The organism is Pseudoalteromonas sp. SCSIO 43210, from assembly GCF_054133285.1.
The window spans coordinates 225,098-243,472 of sequence record NZ_CP087225.1 but is presented as its reverse complement, the minus strand read 5'-3'; the positions used below and the strand labels follow the sequence as shown (position 1 = coordinate 243,472).

General features: G+C 40.0%; 13 protein-coding genes and 1 pseudogene. 7 read left to right on the top strand and 7 right to left on the bottom strand.

What is annotated here, in order from left to right; all coding sequences use genetic code 11:
* Positions 1–144: 144 nt before the first annotated feature.
* Positions 145–1,968 carry a translational GTPase TypA gene (gene typA / locus LOS73_RS01045; protein ID WP_007376210.1) on the bottom strand — a complete coding sequence of 608 codons (1,824 nt, stop codon included), beginning with the start codon at positions 1,966–1,968 and terminating at the stop codon, positions 145–147.
* Between the two features lie 507 nt (positions 1,969–2,475).
* On the opposite strand from typA, the gene glnA reads away from it, so the two are divergent.
* The 5 genes from glnA (at position 2,476) to LOS73_RS01020 (ending at position 7,724) form a co-directional block, all read left to right on the top strand.
* Positions 2,476–3,882 carry a glutamate--ammonia ligase gene (glnA, locus tag LOS73_RS01040; RefSeq protein ID WP_007376208.1) on the top strand — a complete coding sequence of 469 codons (1,407 nt, stop codon included), beginning with the start codon at positions 2,476–2,478 and terminating at the stop codon, positions 3,880–3,882.
* A 114-nt stretch (positions 3,883–3,996) separates the two neighbouring features.
* Complete coding sequence (locus tag LOS73_RS01035) at positions 3,997–4,527, top strand: DUF4124 domain-containing protein (RefSeq protein WP_457934333.1); 531 nt, start codon at positions 3,997–3,999, stop codon at positions 4,525–4,527.
* Positions 4,528–4,765: 238 nt separating this feature from the next.
* Positions 4,766–5,836, top strand: a complete 1,071-nt coding sequence (gene glnL, locus LOS73_RS01030; RefSeq protein ID WP_008133339.1) for a nitrogen regulation protein NR(II) — start codon at positions 4,766–4,768, stop codon at positions 5,834–5,836.
* 14 nt (positions 5,837–5,850) lie between these two features.
* On the top strand, positions 5,851–7,236 hold the full coding sequence (ntrC, locus tag LOS73_RS01025) for a nitrogen regulation protein NR(I) (RefSeq protein ID WP_008133337.1): 1,386 nt from the start codon (positions 5,851–5,853) through the stop codon (positions 7,234–7,236).
* A 29-nt stretch (positions 7,237–7,265) separates the two neighbouring features.
* Entirely contained in the window at positions 7,266–7,724 is a 459-nt protein-coding gene (locus LOS73_RS01020) for a Crp/Fnr family transcriptional regulator (RefSeq protein WP_008133336.1), read from the top strand.
* A gap of 9 nt (positions 7,725–7,733) precedes the next feature.
* Here LOS73_RS01020 and LOS73_RS01015 read toward each other — a convergent pair.
* Together LOS73_RS01015 and LOS73_RS01010 are read right to left on the bottom strand one after the other, a co-directional pair.
* Positions 7,734–8,380, bottom strand: a pseudogene (locus LOS73_RS01015) (hypothetical protein).
* A 72-nt stretch (positions 8,381–8,452) separates the two neighbouring features.
* Complete coding sequence (locus LOS73_RS01010) at positions 8,453–8,740, bottom strand: hypothetical protein (protein WP_007582180.1); 288 nt, start codon at positions 8,738–8,740, stop codon at positions 8,453–8,455.
* A gap of 245 nt (positions 8,741–8,985) precedes the next feature.
* On the opposite strand from LOS73_RS01010, the gene LOS73_RS01005 reads away from it, so the two are divergent.
* The gene (locus LOS73_RS01005) at positions 8,986–9,369 is read left to right on the top strand and encodes an RNA-binding S4 domain-containing protein (protein WP_008133330.1); all 384 of its coding nucleotides are present in this window, start codon (positions 8,986–8,988) and stop codon (positions 9,367–9,369) included.
* 736 nt (positions 9,370–10,105) lie between these two features.
* Positions 10,106–12,850, top strand: a complete 2,745-nt coding sequence (gene acnA / locus LOS73_RS01000; protein ID WP_457934332.1) for an aconitate hydratase AcnA — start codon at positions 10,106–10,108, stop codon at positions 12,848–12,850.
* A 245-nt stretch (positions 12,851–13,095) separates the two neighbouring features.
* Here the strand turns inward: acnA and LOS73_RS00995 are convergent, their stop codons facing one another.
* From LOS73_RS00995 to LOS73_RS00980, 4 genes are all read right to left on the bottom strand, one after another.
* Positions 13,096–13,605 (bottom strand): DUF4124 domain-containing protein, encoded by a 510-nt coding sequence (locus LOS73_RS00995; RefSeq protein WP_337119580.1) that lies wholly within the window; start codon positions 13,603–13,605, stop codon positions 13,096–13,098.
* Positions 13,606–13,736: 131 nt separating this feature from the next.
* Positions 13,737–14,477, bottom strand: coding sequence for a phosphoadenylyl-sulfate reductase (locus LOS73_RS00990; protein WP_033029261.1), 741 nt, complete (start codon positions 14,475–14,477; stop codon positions 13,737–13,739).
* Between the two features lie 42 nt (positions 14,478–14,519).
* The gene (cysI, locus tag LOS73_RS00985; RefSeq protein WP_457934331.1) at positions 14,520–16,217 is read right to left on the bottom strand and encodes an assimilatory sulfite reductase (NADPH) hemoprotein subunit; all 1,698 of its coding nucleotides are present in this window, start codon (positions 16,215–16,217) and stop codon (positions 14,520–14,522) included.
* A 61-nt stretch (positions 16,218–16,278) separates the two neighbouring features.
* Complete coding sequence (locus LOS73_RS00980) at positions 16,279–18,093, bottom strand: assimilatory sulfite reductase (NADPH) flavoprotein subunit (RefSeq protein ID WP_033039496.1); 1,815 nt, start codon at positions 18,091–18,093, stop codon at positions 16,279–16,281.
* Positions 18,094–18,375: the final 282 nt, after the last annotated feature.

Genomic DNA, 18,375 nt, shown 5'->3' with positions numbered 1-18,375 from the left:
ATACTTTTTTTTCTAAAAGCGACTCTAGCCTTGCCGCAAATAGTTGCCTTGACTTTAAAGCTTCGAGATGTTTTATCAAATACAAAAAAGCCGCTGTATTTTGCAATACAGCGGCTTTTAAAATCATTATTCTAAATTAATAGATTATGACTTAGGTGCACGACCCGCACGTTTACGTTCGTTTTCTGTAAGGTGTTTCTTACGGATACGAATGTTTAGTGGAGTAACTTCAACTAGTTCGTCATCATCGATGAACTCAAGCGCTTGCTCAAGTGAGTAGTTAAGGTGCGGAGAAAGCGTTTGCGCTTCATCAGTACCAGATGCACGTACGTTAGTTAACTGCTTACCTTTAAGGGCGTTAACTGTAAGGTCGTTATCACGGTTATGAATACCGATAACCATACCTTCGTATACTTCAACACCGTGACCGATGAATAAACGGCCGCGCTCTTGTAAGTTGAATAACGCGTTAGTAAGTGCTTTACCAGTTGCGTTTGCAATCATTACGCCGTTCTTACGAACACCGATGTCGCCACCTTTGTGAGGACCGTAATGATCGAACGTATGGTACATAAGACCAGAACCCGAAGTAAGCGTCATGAAATCAGTTTGGAAACCAATTAAACCACGGCTAGGGATCATGAAGTCTAAACGCATACGGCCTTTGCCATCTGGAGTCATGTTAGTAAGTTCACCTTTACGTAGGCCAACTTGTTCCATAACAGAACCTTGATGCTCGTCTTGACAGTCAATAGTCACTGTTTCAAACGGTTCTTCTAGAACGCCATCTACAGTACGTAAGATAACTTCTGGACGAGAAACTGAAAGCTCGTAACCTTCACGACGCATGTTTTCGATTAAGATACCTAGGTGTAATTCACCACGACCAGAAACACGGAAGCTATCTGGGCTAGCAGTATCTTCAACGCGAAGTGCTACGTTGTGTACTAATTCTTTGTCTAAACGCTCACGGATATTACGTGACGTTACAAACTTACCTTCTTTACCACAGAAAGGTGAGTTATTTACAGAGAATGTCATTGTTACAGTTGGCTCATCAACACTTAGTGGTGGTAATGCTTCAACGTTTCCTGGGAAACAAACTGTGTCAGAAATCTTAAGCTCACCAATACCTGTTACAGTTACGATGTTACCAGCGTAAGCTCTATCAGTTTCGATACGTTCAAGACCTAGGTAGCTTTGTACTGCGCCAATTTTACCATTACGTGTAGTGCCATCAGCACTGATAATAGTAACTTGTTGGTTAGGAGCAACAGAACCACGTTTAATACGACCAATACCAACTACACCAACATAAGAGTTGTAATCTAGTTGAGAAATTTGCATTTGGAAGTCACCTTCAGGATCTGCATCCGGTGGTGATACTTCTTCAACGATCATCTTGAACATAGGTTCCATGTTCTCTGATGGCTCGTCTAAATCTAGTGTTGCCCAGCCGTTGATTGCTGAAGCGTAGATTACTTTAAAGTCTAACTGTTCGTCAGTTGCGCCAAGGTTGTCGAATAAATCAAAGATTTGATCCATAACCCAATCAGGACGTGAACCTGGCTTATCAATTTTATTGATAACTACGATTGGCTTTAAGCCTTGCGCGAATGCCTTTTGCGTAACGAAACGCGTTTGTGGCATTGGACCTTCTTGAGCATCAACAAGTAATAATACTGAGTCAGCCATCGAAAGTACGCGTTCAACTTCACCACCGAAATCGGCGTGTCCCGGAGTATCTACGATATTGATATGGTAGTCGTTCCAAGAAATGGCTGTGTTTTTAGCCAAAATGGTAATACCACGTTCTTTCTCAATGTCGTTTGAGTCCATCACGCGCTCTTCGTTACCGCCGCGTGTTTCTAATGTACCTGATTGCTCAAGTAGTTTGTCAACCAGTGTTGTTTTACCGTGGTCAACGTGCGCGATAATCGCTATATTTCTTAACTTTTCGATGCTCATATATTTACTCAGAGAAATTAAATTCTCAATGATCCTGCAAGATCTACGCACTCATCTGCGTTTTCACGAGATGTCCAAGCATAGGATTTAAAAGGGCGCATATTATCCCTCATTAATGACATGGATGAAAGTTTATCCAATACAAATTTTAAAACTTTCTCAATACTTTCACTAAGTATCTGTTTTATATATGACAATTATATGAATTAAATTTCGATATTTTTTCGAGAAACAGCCATTTTGGCTATTTTTCCGATCTTTTTGGTACTCTTTTGCATTTAGTTTATGCTAATTTTAAGCGATTAAATTATCAGCAAATTGCACCGTGTAAATATTGCACCAAAAGGGATATTTTACGCACCAAACTAGTGCGCCACTATGCTGAATTTTATAACAACTTATTTTTTTTAATTTATAAACATGCAGTTATAAAAATGGCACAAAATCAGCTTAATAAATGCTAAAGCAATTATGCAGCAATAACAAAACCCCACACTTGGAGGACACATGTCACAATCGGTTTTAGATTTTATTAAAGAAAATGACGTTAAGTTCATTGATTTACGCTTTACTGACACTAAAGGTAAAGAACAACATGTTTCTATTCCTCATCATCAAGTTGATGAAGATTTTTTCGAAGACGGTAAAATGTTCGATGGTTCTTCAATCGCTGGTTGGAAAGGCATTAATGAGTCAGACATGGTTTTATTACCAGATGCAGACTCTATCAAATTAGACCCTTTCACAGAAGAAACAACACTAATTGTTCGTTGTGACGTTGTTGAACCTTCAACACTTCAAGGTTATGAACGTGACCCACGCTCAGTTGCTAAGCGTGCTGAAGATTACATGCGTTCAACTGGTATTGCAGACACTGTGTTATTTGGCCCAGAGCCAGAATTTTTCGTATTTGATGATGTTAAATACAAATCAGACATGTCTGGTTCTATGTATAAAATTGATTCTAAGCAAGCTGCTTGGAACTCAGATAAAGAATATGCAGATGGCAACACAGGTCACCGTCCAGGTGTTAAAGGCGGTTACTTCCCAGTTGCTCCAGTTGATGACTTCCAAGATTGGCGTTCAGCTACATGTCTAGTGCTAGAAGAAATGGGCCAAGTAGTAGAAGCACATCACCACGAAGTAGCAACAGCAGGTCAAAACGAAATCGCTACTCGCTTTAATACAATGGTATTAAAGGCGGATGAAATTCAAGAAATGAAATATGTTATCCATAACATGGCTCACTTATACGGTAAAACAGCAACGTTTATGCCTAAGCCAGTTGTTGGTGATAACGGCTCTGGTATGCATTGTCACCAGTCACTTGCTAAAGATGGTGTAAACCTTTTTGCTGGTGATAAGTACGGCGGTCTTTCTGAAGATGCACTTTACTACATTGGCGGCATCATTAAGCATGCTAAAGCAATCAATGCTTTTGCAAATGCCTCTACTAACTCGTACAAGCGTTTAGTACCAGGTTTTGAAGCACCAGTTATGCTTGCATACTCTGCACGTAACCGTTCTGCATCAATTCGTATCCCAGTGGTTCCATCTGAAAAAGGTCGTCGTATTGAAGTACGCTTCCCAGATCCAACTGCTAACCCATACCTTGCTTTCTCAGCAATGCTTATGGCTGGCCTTGATGGTATCAAAAACAAGATCCACCCTGGCGATGCTATGGATAAAGATTTATACGACTTACCAGCTGAAGAAGCAGCAGAAATTCCAACGGTTGCAGCATCACTTGACGAAGCACTATCTGCACTTAGCGCAGACCGTGAATTCTTAACTCAAGGTGGTGTATTCACTGATGATTTAATTGATGCTTATATCTCACTTAAATCTAAAGAAGTTGAAAAACTTAACATGACAACTCACCCAGTTGAGTTTGAAATGTACTACAGCTGTTAATTAAGCTGTAAAAAATATGTGTGTTCTCAAGCCCGCTGCTCTGCGGGCTTTTTTAATGGTAAATCAAAGCAATCTCCACTAGAGTAAAGTTACTCTAAAACGCAGGACCGCCGAGTGAATAATTACATTTTATTACTAACAATTACTTTAGGATTAAGTAATTATGGCTATGCTGCTGAAAAAAAAATATACGCTTGGGAAGATAAAAATGGCGTGTTAGTGCTCTCAGATACACCGCATAAAGGCGCGACGGAGGTAAAGCTTACAAGTCAGCACCTTACAATGCCTGCGACCAATACTTATATTTTAAATAACCAACCTCAACCCCAAAAAGCAGCGTTTAACATTGCTATTTTGTCACCAGAGCATAATCAGACAATTCATGAAAATACAGGCACGGTATATGTTACCAGCCGTATAACACCACGGTTCGAAAGTGGGTTAACAATACAGCTGTTTGTTGATGGTCAAACACATGGCCCTGCTAGTCATGATTCAACCTTTGCTATAAAAGATGTTGAACGCGGTGAACATACATTGCAAGTAAAGCTGTTGAATAATAAAAACCAAATTATTGCCGTGAGCCAACCTTATGTGTTTTTTATGCGCAGAAAGGGCTTAATACCAATCCGCAATAATACTTGATCAATTTGAGGGCTTAAGCTTGACGCTAACTGTGTTAAAAATTTCTGATATAGAACAACTAAATAACGAATTTTTTGCCCTGTTATCGACACGGTTTTCATACCTCAAAATAGCTCACTTAATTAAGCAGATTGGTATAACATTCAAGAACTAAATTTAAGTTTAAAACTGAGGCGCAGCAGTGCATTTTATTAATATTAATTGCCTGTAAATATTAGCGCACTAAAATGGTGCAACTATGATTAATAATGAAATTTTCAGCCCAGAACTGCTTGACGCTATCTGGCAAAACCAAACAACAGCGGTCATGTTGCTCGATAAAAAATTTACTGTTGTTTATGCTAATACCAGTACGAGTGAGTTACTTGGTCTTGGTACTAAACGCTTGTTAGATCAACCTTTCGATAGCCTTTTTAATTACCATTCTATTGACTTGAAACGTATTGAACAGTATTCATTAATTGATGGCGTTGATTGCCAGCAACATAGAGCTGACGTGGTTTTTAGCGATTCTCGTCATGCCAAGGTAGCAGTCAGCTCAAGACAGCTTAAATTTAAAGACACGTTATATATATTATTAGAATGGCGCCAAACAGATGATGAAATAAAGCACGACCAAGCATCAAACCAAATGCATCAATATCAAGCTGCACGAAACTTAATTCGTGGCTTAGCGCACGAAATTAAAAATCCTTTAGGTGGAATTCGCGGAGCGGCGCAGTTATTGCAGTATGAAGTTGATCAACAAGAAAGAGACCAATGCGCTGAGCTTATCATTGAGCAAGCAGATAGATTGCGCGAATTAGTAGATAGGCTCTTAGGGCCAAATCAGCTACCGCAAAAGTCTTATGGCAATATTCATCAAACCCTAGAGTCGGTTGTCAGGCTAAGTACGTTAGATAATTGTTCTAATATTGGCTTAGTGAAGGATTATGACCCGAGTATTCCTGATGTATATATTGACCAAGGCAAAATACAACAAGTCGTATTAAACATTGTTCGTAATGCCCAACAGGCGCTCGTTGATGGCGGTGAAATAAAAATAAAAACCCGCATAAACCATCAACATCGTCGCCCAGGTAAAGCACCTAAAAAAGCCTTGTTGATCCAAATATCTGATAACGGACCAGGCATTGACCACAGCATACGCGAAACATTGTTCTACCCGATGATCACCAATAAAGAAGGTGGTTCAGGACTTGGACTTTCTATTGCGCAAACGCTTATTGATCAGCATGACGGCTATATTGAATGTGATAGCTGGCCTGGACATACTGAATTTAATATCTATCTGCCCTTTGCAGATTAATGTTTGGAGTTTGCATGAAAACAGTTTGGCTTGTAGATGATGATGCCTCAATTCGCTTTGTACTTGAAAAGGCACTTACCCGAGCAGGGTTTAACACGGAAAGCTTTGCTAATGCGCAAGATGTATTAAGTGCATTAAAGTTTAGCCAACCAGCTGTTTTGGTGTCTGATGTAAAAATGCCTGGCATGGATGGCATGGCTTTACTTGAGCTTATTGCAGAGCAAAACCCTGGGCTACCGGTTATTATAATGACCGCGCACTCAGATTTAGATTCGGCCGTTAATGCCTTTCAAAAAGGTGCTTTTGAGTATTTAGCTAAACCGTTTGATTTAAACGAAGCGGTTGCTCTTGTTGAAAGTGCATTTAGAGCAAACTCTACAAAAAAAACTAAACGTAAGCAGGCCCCACCTAAAAGTGCACACATAATTGGTGAAGCACCCGCTATGCAAGAGGTATTTAGAGCAATAGGTAAACTGTCAGCCTCTAGCATGAGTGTATTAATAAATGGTGAGTCTGGCACAGGCAAAGAACTGGTCGCCAGCGCCTTACATAATCATAGTCCACGTAAAGAAAATCAATTTATTGCACTTAACATGGCCGCAATTCCAAAAGAACTTGTTGAGTCAGAATTATTTGGCCACGAAAAAGGCGCATTTACGGGCGCTGATAGTGTGCGTAAAGGGCGTTTTGAACAAGCCAATGGCGGCACGCTTTTTTTAGATGAAATTGGTGATATGCCTCTTGATGTGCAAACACGTTTATTGCGCGTGCTTGCCGATGGTGAATTTTATCGTGTGGGCGGGCATCAAAGCATAAAGGTGGATGTACGCATTATTGCAGCTACGCATCAAAATCTGGAAGACTTAGTTAAACAAGGTAAATTTAGGGATGATTTATTTCATCGTTTAAACGTAGTACGCCTACGCTTGCCAGCTCTTCGGGAGCGCACTGAAGATATTGATCGCTTGTCGCAACATTTTTTGCACAAAAGCGCTAAAGACTTACAAGTAGAAAGCAAAGTACTCAGCCCTAAAGCAACAGAGCAGCTTAAACTCTTTAATTGGCCAGGTAATGTACGTCAGCTCGAAAATACGTGTCGTTGGCTTACTGTGATGGCGCCAGGTGAACTTGTTACAGAACAAGATTTACCGCCTGAGATCCTTGATGCGTCGCCAATTCAAGAGGAAGGTGATTGGCTTGATGCATTTCAACAATGGCTTAACCACGAACTTAAACAAGGCAAAGAAAATATTTGGCCCGATATTCAAGCACAACTAGAAACTCGGCTAATAAAAACAGCTCTCGCCAATTGTTCTGGCCATAAACAAGATGCAGCTATAAAAATTGGCTGGGGACGCAACACGTTGACCCGTAAGTTAAAAGAGCGCAATATTAGCTAATTAAACGTGTCTAACAAATTTGGTTATTGATGAAGCTAATCGAACATATTCCATTATTCAAACAAATGGAAATTATAAACAGGCTACACTTTTTTAAAGAGTTTACGCTCAACGAACGTCAAATATTATTAGAATCGTTTGGCCTGTTGTATTTAGTTAACCAACAGCAATTTTTATTTAAGCAGTTTGATAACGACAAACATTTATACATTGTACTAAGTGGCGCCCTTTTAGTCTTTAAGCATAATCACTTATTAGAATTAGGTACCATTGAGCCCGGTGAATTTATAGGTGAAGGCGCCTTTATTGGTAACAGACAAAGAAGTACCAATGCCCAAGCTAAAAGCGACACTATCGTACTCGCTATAACTCCTGAAGCATTGACTCGTTTACCTAATGTTATACGTGAAAAAATTAAAGACCGTATTATCGAGGGCATGAGCGAACGAATTGCAAAACTAAGTGAGCATATAGAAACCCACGGTTAACTCTATCACTCAGTCCATATAAACAATTTGTAGTGAGCAATCAAGCCAGTTGGGGTTATTAACGTGAGCTGTAAACCTGTAAGTATCGGATGGTTTGGCGCCAAAGGGCGTATTTATAAGTGGTCGTGAGTGACTGTATGTTTGCGAAGGATTTTTGTAATTAATAACAAGATAACCATATAAATACTCCCAACTCAGCCTAACTATTGCGCCACTTGGTAGTGTAAATTCAACATGTTCATTTGCAAATTTGACCGCTAAATCATTGTACTTGTCTTCGCTACATTGAGTTGTTCGTAACTTTTTAGGCATAACAAAGGTTGTACCCGCCACTGCATTTTTTAGATAAAAGCCTATATTGCCATCACAATAAAAATGATTTGAACGCGTTGTATAGTTAACTTGTGGCTCGTAACCTATCCCCTGCATAATAGTAGCTAACTTCTCAGTCTCTTTTGGGTAAATTTTGTCACTTGATAATATTAGGGCGTGTTGAACTTTGGTGATTGAATTTGCAGCTCAACATATTCATAAGGGAGCGATTGTGCTTTTAGCGCAGCATCGAGCTGATTGCGCTGTTCATCTTGCAAGTTTTCACTAAATACATACACGGTAGGTTGTTGGCACGCAGCTAATAGTAATGCCAACACACATATTAAAATCCATTTTTCATAGTTCCCCCTTTTGATTACAATTGTAGTCTATTAAAGGTAACTATTTATGGCAATTTAATTTGTTTGGCTATCTAACCAAGCATCAACACTTTTACGAGTATATAAAACTTCTTTAAACAAACGATGACGTTCAAATTCAAGTTTTGTTTTTCTCGTGGCATCACCACTAACTAAACGGCTATGGGTATCATTGAATTTTGAAATTACAGAAAAACCGCGCTCATCTTGATCAGCTTGCTTTTTTACAGAATTAGCAAGGTGCTCTCTAACATCGTCAGCAGTTAACATACCTGAATTATCTAATCCCATTAGCTCTTTTTTCATTGCTAATCTTACGCCCATTTCCTACTCCATTTAATGAAAAATATTTATTCCGCCAAAGTTTTAGCAATTAGCAGGCCATACGTAAAATTAACTGCCGCAAAGCTTAACCTTCAATTGCTTCAGTTTTTTTAAAGACAGACAAAATACATAAAAACTTTCATAACTATTTACCTATTACAATTAGCTAAAGTCACTTGCTTTGGTGCAAAAGTAGCTGCAAGCCTTTATACTAAAGCTTGTGCGTTACCCCACCGAGAGCAAATATGAACGAAGAATACATAGAAATAGAATTAGAAGAAGAGCCGATTGAGCTCTGTAAATTATTAAAAGTACTAAACTTAGTTGAAGGTGGCGGCCAAGCTAAAAACCTAATAACTGAAGGCTATGTGGGTGTTAACCATGAAATTTGTACAATTAAACGGAAAAAATTATACAGTGGTGATGTGTTAGAGTTTGATGGTGAGTTTTTTCAACTATCACTAAGTGCGGATGCAATCCCTGCAGAAAAACCTGCTGTACAAACTCACACTGAACCAAAGCCGGCGGTCTCTCAACCAACAGTTCAGCCTGCTAAAAGTAAGCGTAAGCGAACTAAAAAGCCAAAAGTAGATGACAAAACAGGACGTCGTCCTATTTCATTTGGTTAAGTATTTAAAACCCCCTCTTTTTATATAAAAAGGCCAACTTATATAGTTGGCCTTTTTACTCTTCAATAACCTAGGGCGTGTTAGTAAATAATAAAAATAAGGTGGTTACATGCCTGTCAATACATCCCAACATTGGTTTAAACCTGCTGTATAGGCATTAACTCGTATGGAACTTACTTGGCGTTATTGTATTTTTATGCAGATGATGACTCCCAAGATGATAATTAAACCAACTATAAATCAACAAGCTGCGCATTCTAACATTCCTATTTAGTTAACCATTACATTTACTATTGCCGTATTAAGAGGCACTTTTGGCCGGTTTTACTTTGTGTGAGTGTTAAAGTTACGCAACAAGGCTGGTTACAGTAATTATACCAATTGCATTAAATTAGTGGGCTATTATAACGCTAAGAAAATAGCGTAATCACGAGGCGAAATTACGATATATAGTTGTTCTATAAAATAATTTTTAACGCAGTGAGTGCGCTATTTAATGCGATAAAATGATCATTTTTTTAATCAAGTAGGTATCAGTATGGACCGAATAACGTTTGGCCCCCCTCCCTCTTTTAAATCATCCTTGAAAATAAAGTTTTCAGCATCATCTCTATCATGGTAACTGTATAAATTTCGTTCTCTAAGTACGGTTTTTTACGCTGGTATGTACTTTGCAACTCAAGCACTACAGAGGTCACTCTTCAAAATATTTTTATAATTCATAAAGGGGCAAATAATGAATAATAGTTTCGACACCCAACATCAGCTCACAATTAATGGTGAGCAATACCATATTCATTCTCTAAAAGGACTTGGTGACAAAGCAAAACGATTGCCCTTTTCCTTAAAAGTATTACTCGAAAACCTCCTTCGTAACGAAGATGGCGCAAACATTAAAGAACAAGACATTCAAGCCCTTCTCAATTGGGATCCTCAAGCAAAGCCTGCATCAGAAGTTGCCTTTACTCCCGCCCGTGTTGTTATGCAAGACTTTACCGGCGTACCCGCTATTGTAGATTTAGCCGCGATGCGTGACGCAATGGAAAAACTAGGTGGGGATCCTGCAAAAATAAACCCGTTATCGCCTGCTGAACTGGTGATTGACCATTCGGTACAGGTAGATGGCTATGGTAACGAGGGTGCTTTTGATTTAAATGCAAAGCTTGAATACGACCGAAATAAAGAACGTTACGAATTTTTGCGTTGGGGGCAAACCGCTTTTGATAATTTAAAAGTAGTGCCACCCGCAACCGGTATTGTTCACCAAGTAAACCTAGAATATTTAGCGCGCGTTGTTTTTAATGAAGAGCGCGACGGCAAAAAATTCGCTTACCCAGATACGCTTGTAGGGACTGACTCTCACACCACCATGATTAATGGCTTAGGTGTGCTTGGTTGGGGTGTAGGCGGTATTGAAGCCGAAGCAGCAATGCTTGGGCAGCCAATTAGCTTACTCATCCCACAAGTAGTGGGTATGAAGCTAAGCGGCCGCCTACCTGAAGGGACCACCGCAACTGATTTAGTATTAACAGTAACAGAGATATTACGTAATCATGGTGTAGTGGGTAAATTTGTCGAGTTTTATGGCGACGGTCTTGCCGATTTACCACTCGCTGATAGAGCAACCATAGCTAACATGGCACCAGAGTACGGCGCTACGTGTGGTATTTTTCCGATTGATGATGAAACTATTAACTATCTTCGCTTAACAAACCGCGATGAGAAGCAACTTAAACTCATTGAAGATTACGCTAAGCACCAAGGCTTATGGCGTAACGATGGCGACGAAGCTAATTACACCGACACACTCGAGCTTAAATTAGATGATGTTGTACCAAGCCTTGCAGGACCTAAACGTCCTCAAGACAGAATTGCCTTAAATGAGGCTGGCAAAGTTATTAGCGAGCATTTAAAAGGCTTTCAAGATGAGCGTATGGCTCGTCGTGATAAAAGCGATGAAGAACAAGCGCGTATCGAAAGTGAAGGCCCGGCAACAAACCCCGATGAACCTGTTGATGAAGCGCAGTTTATGGGCGCCGCTAAAGTTAAATTTAAAGGGCAAGAGTTTGAGCTAAACGATGGCGCATGTGTTATTGCCGCGATTACCAGTTGTACTAACACCTCGAACCCGAGTGTAATTTTAGCCGCAGGTTTGGTCGCTAAAAAAGCGAAGCAATTAGGTATTAATGTAAAACCTTGGGTTAAAACATCCCTTGCACCTGGCTCTAAAGTAGTTACCGACTACTTAGAAAAAGCAGGCTTGATGGACGACCTAGAAAGTCTAGGCTTTAATTTAGTAGGCTATGGCTGTACTACGTGTATTGGTAATTCAGGGCCACTTGCAACTGAAATATCAGACGCGATTCAAAAACATAAACTAGTGGTCAGCTCTATTTTATCAGGTAACCGCAACTTTGAAGGGCGTATTCACCAAGACGTTAAGATGAACTTTTTAGCGTCTCCTCCGCTTGTTGTTGCATACGCTATTGCAGGTAGAACAGATATTGACGTATACAACGAACCTCTCGCACAGGATGCTAACGGCAACGATATTTACCTTAAAAACATTTGGCCAAGCGTTAAAGAGGTTAGTGACTTAGTTAAAGAAACAGTGACTAAAGAAATGTTCGCAAGAAGCTACGCTAACGTTTATGAAGGTGACAGCCGCTGGCAGCAAATTCAAATACCTGATGGTAAACTTTATGATTGGGACGATGCATCAACCTACATTAAAAAAGCACCCTTTTTTGATGGCATGAAAGTAGAACCACCGGGCATTCCGACGATTGAAGGTGCGCGCTGTCTAGCTAAGCTTGGGGATTCAGTAACCACTGACCATATTTCCCCGGCGGGCGCTATTAAAGCTGACGCACCAGCAGGTTTATACCTGCAAGAAAACGGCGTAGATAAAGGCCAGTTTAACTCGTACGGTTCACGCCGTGGTAATCACGAAGTAATGATGCGCGGTACTTTCGCCAACGTTCGCCTTAAAAACTTATTAGCACCGGGAACTGAAGGCGGTGTAACACGTACCCAGCCAGAAAATGACTTAGCAAGTATTTATGATGCAGCTATGGAGTATCAAAAAAACGGAACTCCGTTAATTATCTTGGCCGGTAAAGAGTACGGTACGGGATCATCTCGCGACTGGGCAGCTAAAGGTTCTCTTTTATTAGGCGTTAAAGCGGTTGTAGCGCAAAGCTACGAGCGAATTCATCGCTCTAACTTAATTGGTATGGGTGTATTACCGCTGCAATTTAAAGAAGGTGAAAGCTACGAGTCACATGGGCTAACAGGGCAAGAGCAATTTGATATTGATGGCTTGTATGATAAAACCGATGAAGTCACCGTTATTGCAACCAATGCTGAAGGTAAAAAAGTTAGCTTAAGTGCCGATGTACGTATTGATACCCCTAAAGAGTGGGATTACTACAAACACGGCGGCATTTTACAATATGTACTGCGTAATATGCTCAATTAAGCAAAGTATGTTTTAAAAATAACAAAGGCCTCCCTTTTAATAAAGGGAGGCCTTTTTGTGACTGGCCATACATTAATTGTATCGAGCTACTTTACTGTCGAGCATGATATTAAGAGGATAATGGTCGCGGCTGCATATATTGCTATAGGGGTACTATTGCCACTTCGACAAAGATATATTTAACCATATTATTCATGGAAGCCGAGAAACGTTATCGCGACGTGCCTATAAAAACCTTAGCTTTATTATAGACCGCTTAAGCTATTAATTTCTTTGTTACGTTTTTCAAGTTTATCTTGTACGCTCCCTGCATCTTCAAATAACTTTTGAACAGAATCAGGATCTAAAATACTTATTGTTTCTGATGCTGCTGACATACTTGATACTTTTGGAGTGTTATTTAAAATAGACGTATCTTCTGCGGCAATAACTGTAATATCTTTTGGATTGAGTTTAACCTCAATGCTTTTTGCATGCGGATTTGGCGTGTCTGAAAAATGCCATTGACCTGTGTCATCTTGCCATTTAAAAATTTTACTATTTGAGGCTGTAGAGCTCACTATTTTTTCGCTTGCTTGCTTTACGTTATGTACAGCATTATCGGTGAGTGTCACTATTTTTTCTTTAATATGGTGCGACTTGTCACTCATTGATGACACTGAAAGCCATGTTTTACCATCGGGCTTTTTTAAATAAAATAAAGATATGAGCGCAATAGTCATGATTGATATTGCTAAATAGGCAAAGTATTTCATAGCGTTCCTGCTTTAAATTAATCCTTTATCCTTTGAGTCTAATTAAAAATACTTAATCCGGCAATTTTTTCACAATAAAAAAGCAGCCGAAGCTGCATTTTTATTTTCGATTTAGCTATACGTGTGCCGCGTTAAATACCATCGCCATCAATGTGTAACCCACACTCACGATTTAAACCAAAGAAACGAGTTTCTTCTTCTGTCATACCCGGCTCTAATTTACGCGTAGTGTGTACATCTCCCATCGACACATAACCTTGCTCCCATAATGGGTGATAAGGTAAGTCATGCTTAGTAAGATACTGATACACATCGCGATTCGACCATTCAATAATCGGGTACACTTTAACTGTGCCACGACTAATTTCTACAAACTGTTTATCTGCACGTGTAGATGATTGATCGCGTCTTAGGCCACTAAACCAAGTACCCGCTTCTATTTCTTTTAACGCACGGGTCATTGGCTCTACTTTATTAAGCTGATTATATTGCTTAATTCCACCTTCGCCTTGCTCCCATAATTTACCAAATTTAGCCTCCTGCCATGCAGGACTAAGCTGTGCTCTATACACTTTTAAATTAAGTGATAAGCGCTCGCTCATTTGCTCAATAAACTGATACGTTTCAGGAAACAAATAACCTGTATCGGTTAATACAACAGGAATATCAGGACGCTGTGAAGTCATTAGATGCAGCATTACCGCTGCTTGAATACCAAAGCTAGATGATAAAAAGGCCGTATCAGGTAAGTTATCAAGCGCCCACGCAACGCGCTGCTCTGCGCTCATATTTGCTAGTAAACCATTAGCATCAGCTAACATAGCCGCTTGGCTTTGTTTATCTAGCTGTAAAATGTTTTTAAATTCACTCATGGTAAATTCCAAACCTCACCAGCGCTTAGCGCTGGTATTTAATTAAGCGTGAAAATCGGTTACTGATACTTTTACTTCAGCAACAATGCCTTTGCGAATAACAAAGTCACCAAAACACTCACCGTCATTGCGCTCTTTAGCCCACTGGCCAATTAGCTTATCGAATGCGTCTAGGTAAACATCTTCGCCTACGTTCTCAAGGTACAATTTAGGAATACGCGTGCCTTCTAAATTACCACCCAAGTAAACGTTGTACTTACCAGGACCTTTACCTACTAAACCAGCTTCAGCAAGCATTGCGCGGCCACAGCCGTTCGGGCAACCTACAACGCGCATAATAATGCTGTCATCTGGTATACCGTGCTTTGCAAGTAATGCTTCCGTTTTTTCTACTAGGCTTGGTAAGTAGCGCTCTGCTTCGGCCATTGCAAGTGGACACGTTGGTAGTGAAACACACGCCATTGAATTTTTACGCTGCTGCGAATCTGTGTCATCAATTAAGCCATGACTACGGGCGATTTCTTCAATTGCCGCTTTTTGATCAGCAGGCACACCGGCAATAATTAAGTTTTGATTAGCCGTCATGCGCATATCACCTTGGTGAATTTCAGCGATTTTACGACAACCTGTTTTAAGCGGCTTGCCTGGGTAGTCTAAAATACGACCGCTTTGAATAAATAATGTTAAGTGGTGCTTACCATCAATGCCTTCAACCCAACCAATACGATCGCCACGATGAGTAAACTCAAACGGGCGACTTGGCGCAAACGTAACGCCTGAACGCGCTTCTACTTCAGCTTTAAATACATCAACGCCTACACGGTCTAATGTGTATTTAGTTTTTGCATTTTTACGATTTGAACGATTACCCCAATCGCGCTGCACAGATACAACATGCTCTGCAATTTTTAAGGTATCTTCTAGCGGTATAAAACCAAAGTCATCGGCTTTACGCGGATAAGTTGCTGTATCGCCGTGCGTCATGGCAAGGCCACCGCCCACTAATACGTTAAAACCAACAAGCTTGCCGTTATCAGCAATAGCCACAAAGTTTAAATCGTTAGCGTGTATATCAACTTCGTTATTAGGCGGAATTGTTACCGTTGTTTTAAACTTACGCGGTAAATAGTTAGATCCTAAAATTGGCTCTTCTGTAGTTTGCGCTTTTTCTCCATTTAACCAAATTTCGGCATACGCTTTTGTTTTTGGTAATAAATGTTCAGAAATCTTTGTAGCCCAATCGTAAGCCTCTTGATGTAGCTCAGACTCAACTGGGTTAGTAGTACAAAGCACATTACGGTTAACATCACCTGCGGTAGCAATAGAGTCTATGCCCACGCTATCAAGCATTTGGTGCATGCCTTTGATGTTTGGCTTTAGCACACCATGAAACTGAAACGTTTGACGCGTTGTTAAACGGATGCTGCCGTAGCTTGTTTTGTCATCTGCAAACTTATCAATTGCCAACCACTGCTCTGGCTTAATAATACCGCCAGGCATACGTGCACGTAACATTACATTATGTAGGGGCTCTAGCTTTTGCTTAGCACGCTCACCACGTATATCACGGTCATCTTGTTGGTACATACCGTGAAAACGTATTAGCTGAAAGTTATCAGCGGTAAAGCCACCGGTAATTTCGTCTTTTAAATCTTGTTCTATGGTGCCACGTAAAAAGTTACTTTCTCTTTTCAAACGCTCGTTATCAGAAAGCTTTACGTTTTTATCTTGTTCGCTCATTTTAAATCCTAAATTTGTTACAGTGACGGCTGTTAGCTGTTAAATAAAATAAGAAACGTGATTAATACACGTCTTTCTGATAGCGGTTTGCGCTACGCAAATCTTTTAAGTATTGCTCTGCGTCTTCATCGCTCTTGCCTGTGTTTTCTTTGATGATATCGACCAAGGCGCTGTGTACATCTTTTGCCATGCGATTTGCATCACCACAAATGTAAAAATGAGCGCCAGCTTCTAACCATTCAAACACGTCTTTACTGTTACTGCGCAACTTGTCTTGCACGTATACTTTTTCGGCTTGGTCGCGGCTAAATGCAACATCTACTTTATTAAGTAGGCCCGATTTTAAATAACCCTGTATTTCTACTTGGTATAAAAAGTCTTGAGTGAAATGTGGGTTACCAAAAAACAACCAATTTTTACCTTGTGCTTCACGCGCATCACGCTCTTGTAAAAATGCACGGAACGGCGCAATGCCCGTACCTGGGCCAACCATGATCACCGGTGTATCATCGTTAGTTGGTAGGCGGAAGTTATCGTTATGTTCGCTAAATACTTTAACTTTACAGCCTTCTTCAGCTCGGCGAGTTAAGTAACCCGAACAACCACCTAAGTGCTCACTATCAAACGCATCAAACTCAACTAAGCCTAGAGTTAAATGCACTTCGTCTTCAACCTCTGCTTGACTAGATGCAATTGAGTACAAGCGAGCTTGCAGCTTACGTAAGCAATCGACTAATGTTTGCGCATCAATTTTTGCTGGATTTTGGCGAATTACATCAAATATCTGGCGAGGTTCAATATACGCACGCATTGCAGCTTTATCTTCCACAAGCTTTAATAATTCAGGCGTACCTGTTGCTGTTGCGTATTTTTCTACAAAACCTGGGTATGACTGAGTCAGCTCTAGTTTTTCAATAAGTGCGCCGCGTACGCTTAGCTCTTCATCACCTACTTTTACAATGCTTGCTGCATCTATTTGAGTGAGTGTAAGTACTTCATCAACTAATACATCGTCATTTAAAAAGTACACACCTAATGAATCACCTGGTGTATAAGTAATGTCTGAACCTTCAAGTGAAATTTCAACGTGGCGTACATCTTTAGTTGAGTCGCGACCGGTAATTTTTTGAACTGTTAAAAGCTCTGCTTCAAATGGATTTTGTTTTGTATATTGGCTTGAAGCGGTAGTTGGTGAACCAAAAGGCATAGCTAAAGCTTGACCGCCGGCGGCATCTTGTTGCGCTTTTAAATCTGGCTCAAATGCATCAAGTGCACCGGCGATCCATGTTGCAGCTTCATCTTCGTAATCTACATCTAAATCAGCACGTTGATATATAGTTTGTGCACCAAGTTTATTTAAGCGCTCTTCAAAGTCTTTTGCTGTTTGACAGAAAAACTCATAGCTAGAATCACCCAAACCAATAACGGCTATTTTTACATTGTCTAGTTTTGGCGCTTTTTTAGTGGCTAAAAATTCATGTAGTGTTTCACCGTCTTCAGGAGGCTCACCCTCACCATAAGTAGACACAACGACAGTTAAAAACTTTTCTTTTTTCAGGGCTGTTGGTTTGTAATCAGACATGCTAACCAATTTAACTGCTAGGCCTCGTGATTCGGCCTGCTCTTTCATTTTGGTAGCGACACCTTTTGCATTACCCGTTTGCGAACCATATAAAATAGTTAGTGCTGCAGAATCGCCATTAGCCTGTGCGCCTGAAATAGGAGCTCCTAGCGCAGCTGAATTAGCATTAGCAGCTAAGTAACCACTTACCCACGCTTGTTGAATTGGATTAAGTTCAGCCACTAAACCTTGCAGCTTCTGTACTTGCTCTTGCGATAGCGGACTTGCCGCAGCATTTAGTTGACCTAACAACATGAATCGATTCCCCATAACCCTGAAAATTAAACACAATACACTTTATGTATTGTTAAAAAATGAGTTTTACCTCATCCAGAGTGTATCTGTTGAGGTTTTCTAAGTATGTAGGATAACGGGGTCTGCATAGATAAAAAAAGAATAGAATCTGCTTTGATATTCCATTTAGTTATTAATTTTTAAAAACACCTTCAAAAACAGATTAAAGATTTATTATTGCTTTTTATCGAATTTTAAATTAACAATTTTGTAACCAAACTAATATAAGGTATATTCTTCATT

What these genes read in the sequence shown, in the direction of transcription:
- typA (WP_007376210.1), bottom strand. Translation starts at nt 1,968, where the DNA reads ATGAGCATCGAAAAGTTAAGAAATATAGCGATTATCGCGCACGTTGAC.
- glnA (WP_007376208.1), top strand. Translation starts at nt 2,476, where the DNA reads ATGTCACAATCGGTTTTAGATTTTATTAAAGAAAATGACGTTAAGTTC.
- glnL (WP_008133339.1), top strand. Translation starts at nt 4,766, where the DNA reads ATGATTAATAATGAAATTTTCAGCCCAGAACTGCTTGACGCTATCTGG.
- ntrC (WP_008133337.1), top strand. Translation starts at nt 5,851, where the DNA reads ATGAAAACAGTTTGGCTTGTAGATGATGATGCCTCAATTCGCTTTGTA.
- LOS73_RS01020 (WP_008133336.1), top strand. Translation starts at nt 7,266, where the DNA reads ATGAAGCTAATCGAACATATTCCATTATTCAAACAAATGGAAATTATA.
- LOS73_RS01010 (WP_007582180.1), bottom strand. Translation starts at nt 8,740, where the DNA reads ATGGGCGTAAGATTAGCAATGAAAAAAGAGCTAATGGGATTAGATAAT.
- LOS73_RS01005 (WP_008133330.1), top strand. Translation starts at nt 8,986, where the DNA reads ATGAACGAAGAATACATAGAAATAGAATTAGAAGAAGAGCCGATTGAG.
- acnA (WP_457934332.1), top strand. Translation starts at nt 10,106, where the DNA reads ATGAATAATAGTTTCGACACCCAACATCAGCTCACAATTAATGGTGAG.
- LOS73_RS00995 (WP_337119580.1), bottom strand. Translation starts at nt 13,605, where the DNA reads ATGAAATACTTTGCCTATTTAGCAATATCAATCATGACTATTGCGCTC.
- LOS73_RS00990 (WP_033029261.1), bottom strand. Translation starts at nt 14,477, where the DNA reads ATGAGTGAATTTAAAAACATTTTACAGCTAGATAAACAAAGCCAAGCG.
- cysI (WP_457934331.1), bottom strand. Translation starts at nt 16,217, where the DNA reads ATGAGCGAACAAGATAAAAACGTAAAGCTTTCTGATAACGAGCGTTTG.
- LOS73_RS00980 (WP_033039496.1), bottom strand. Translation starts at nt 18,093, where the DNA reads ATGTTGTTAGGTCAACTAAATGCTGCGGCAAGTCCGCTATCGCAAGAG.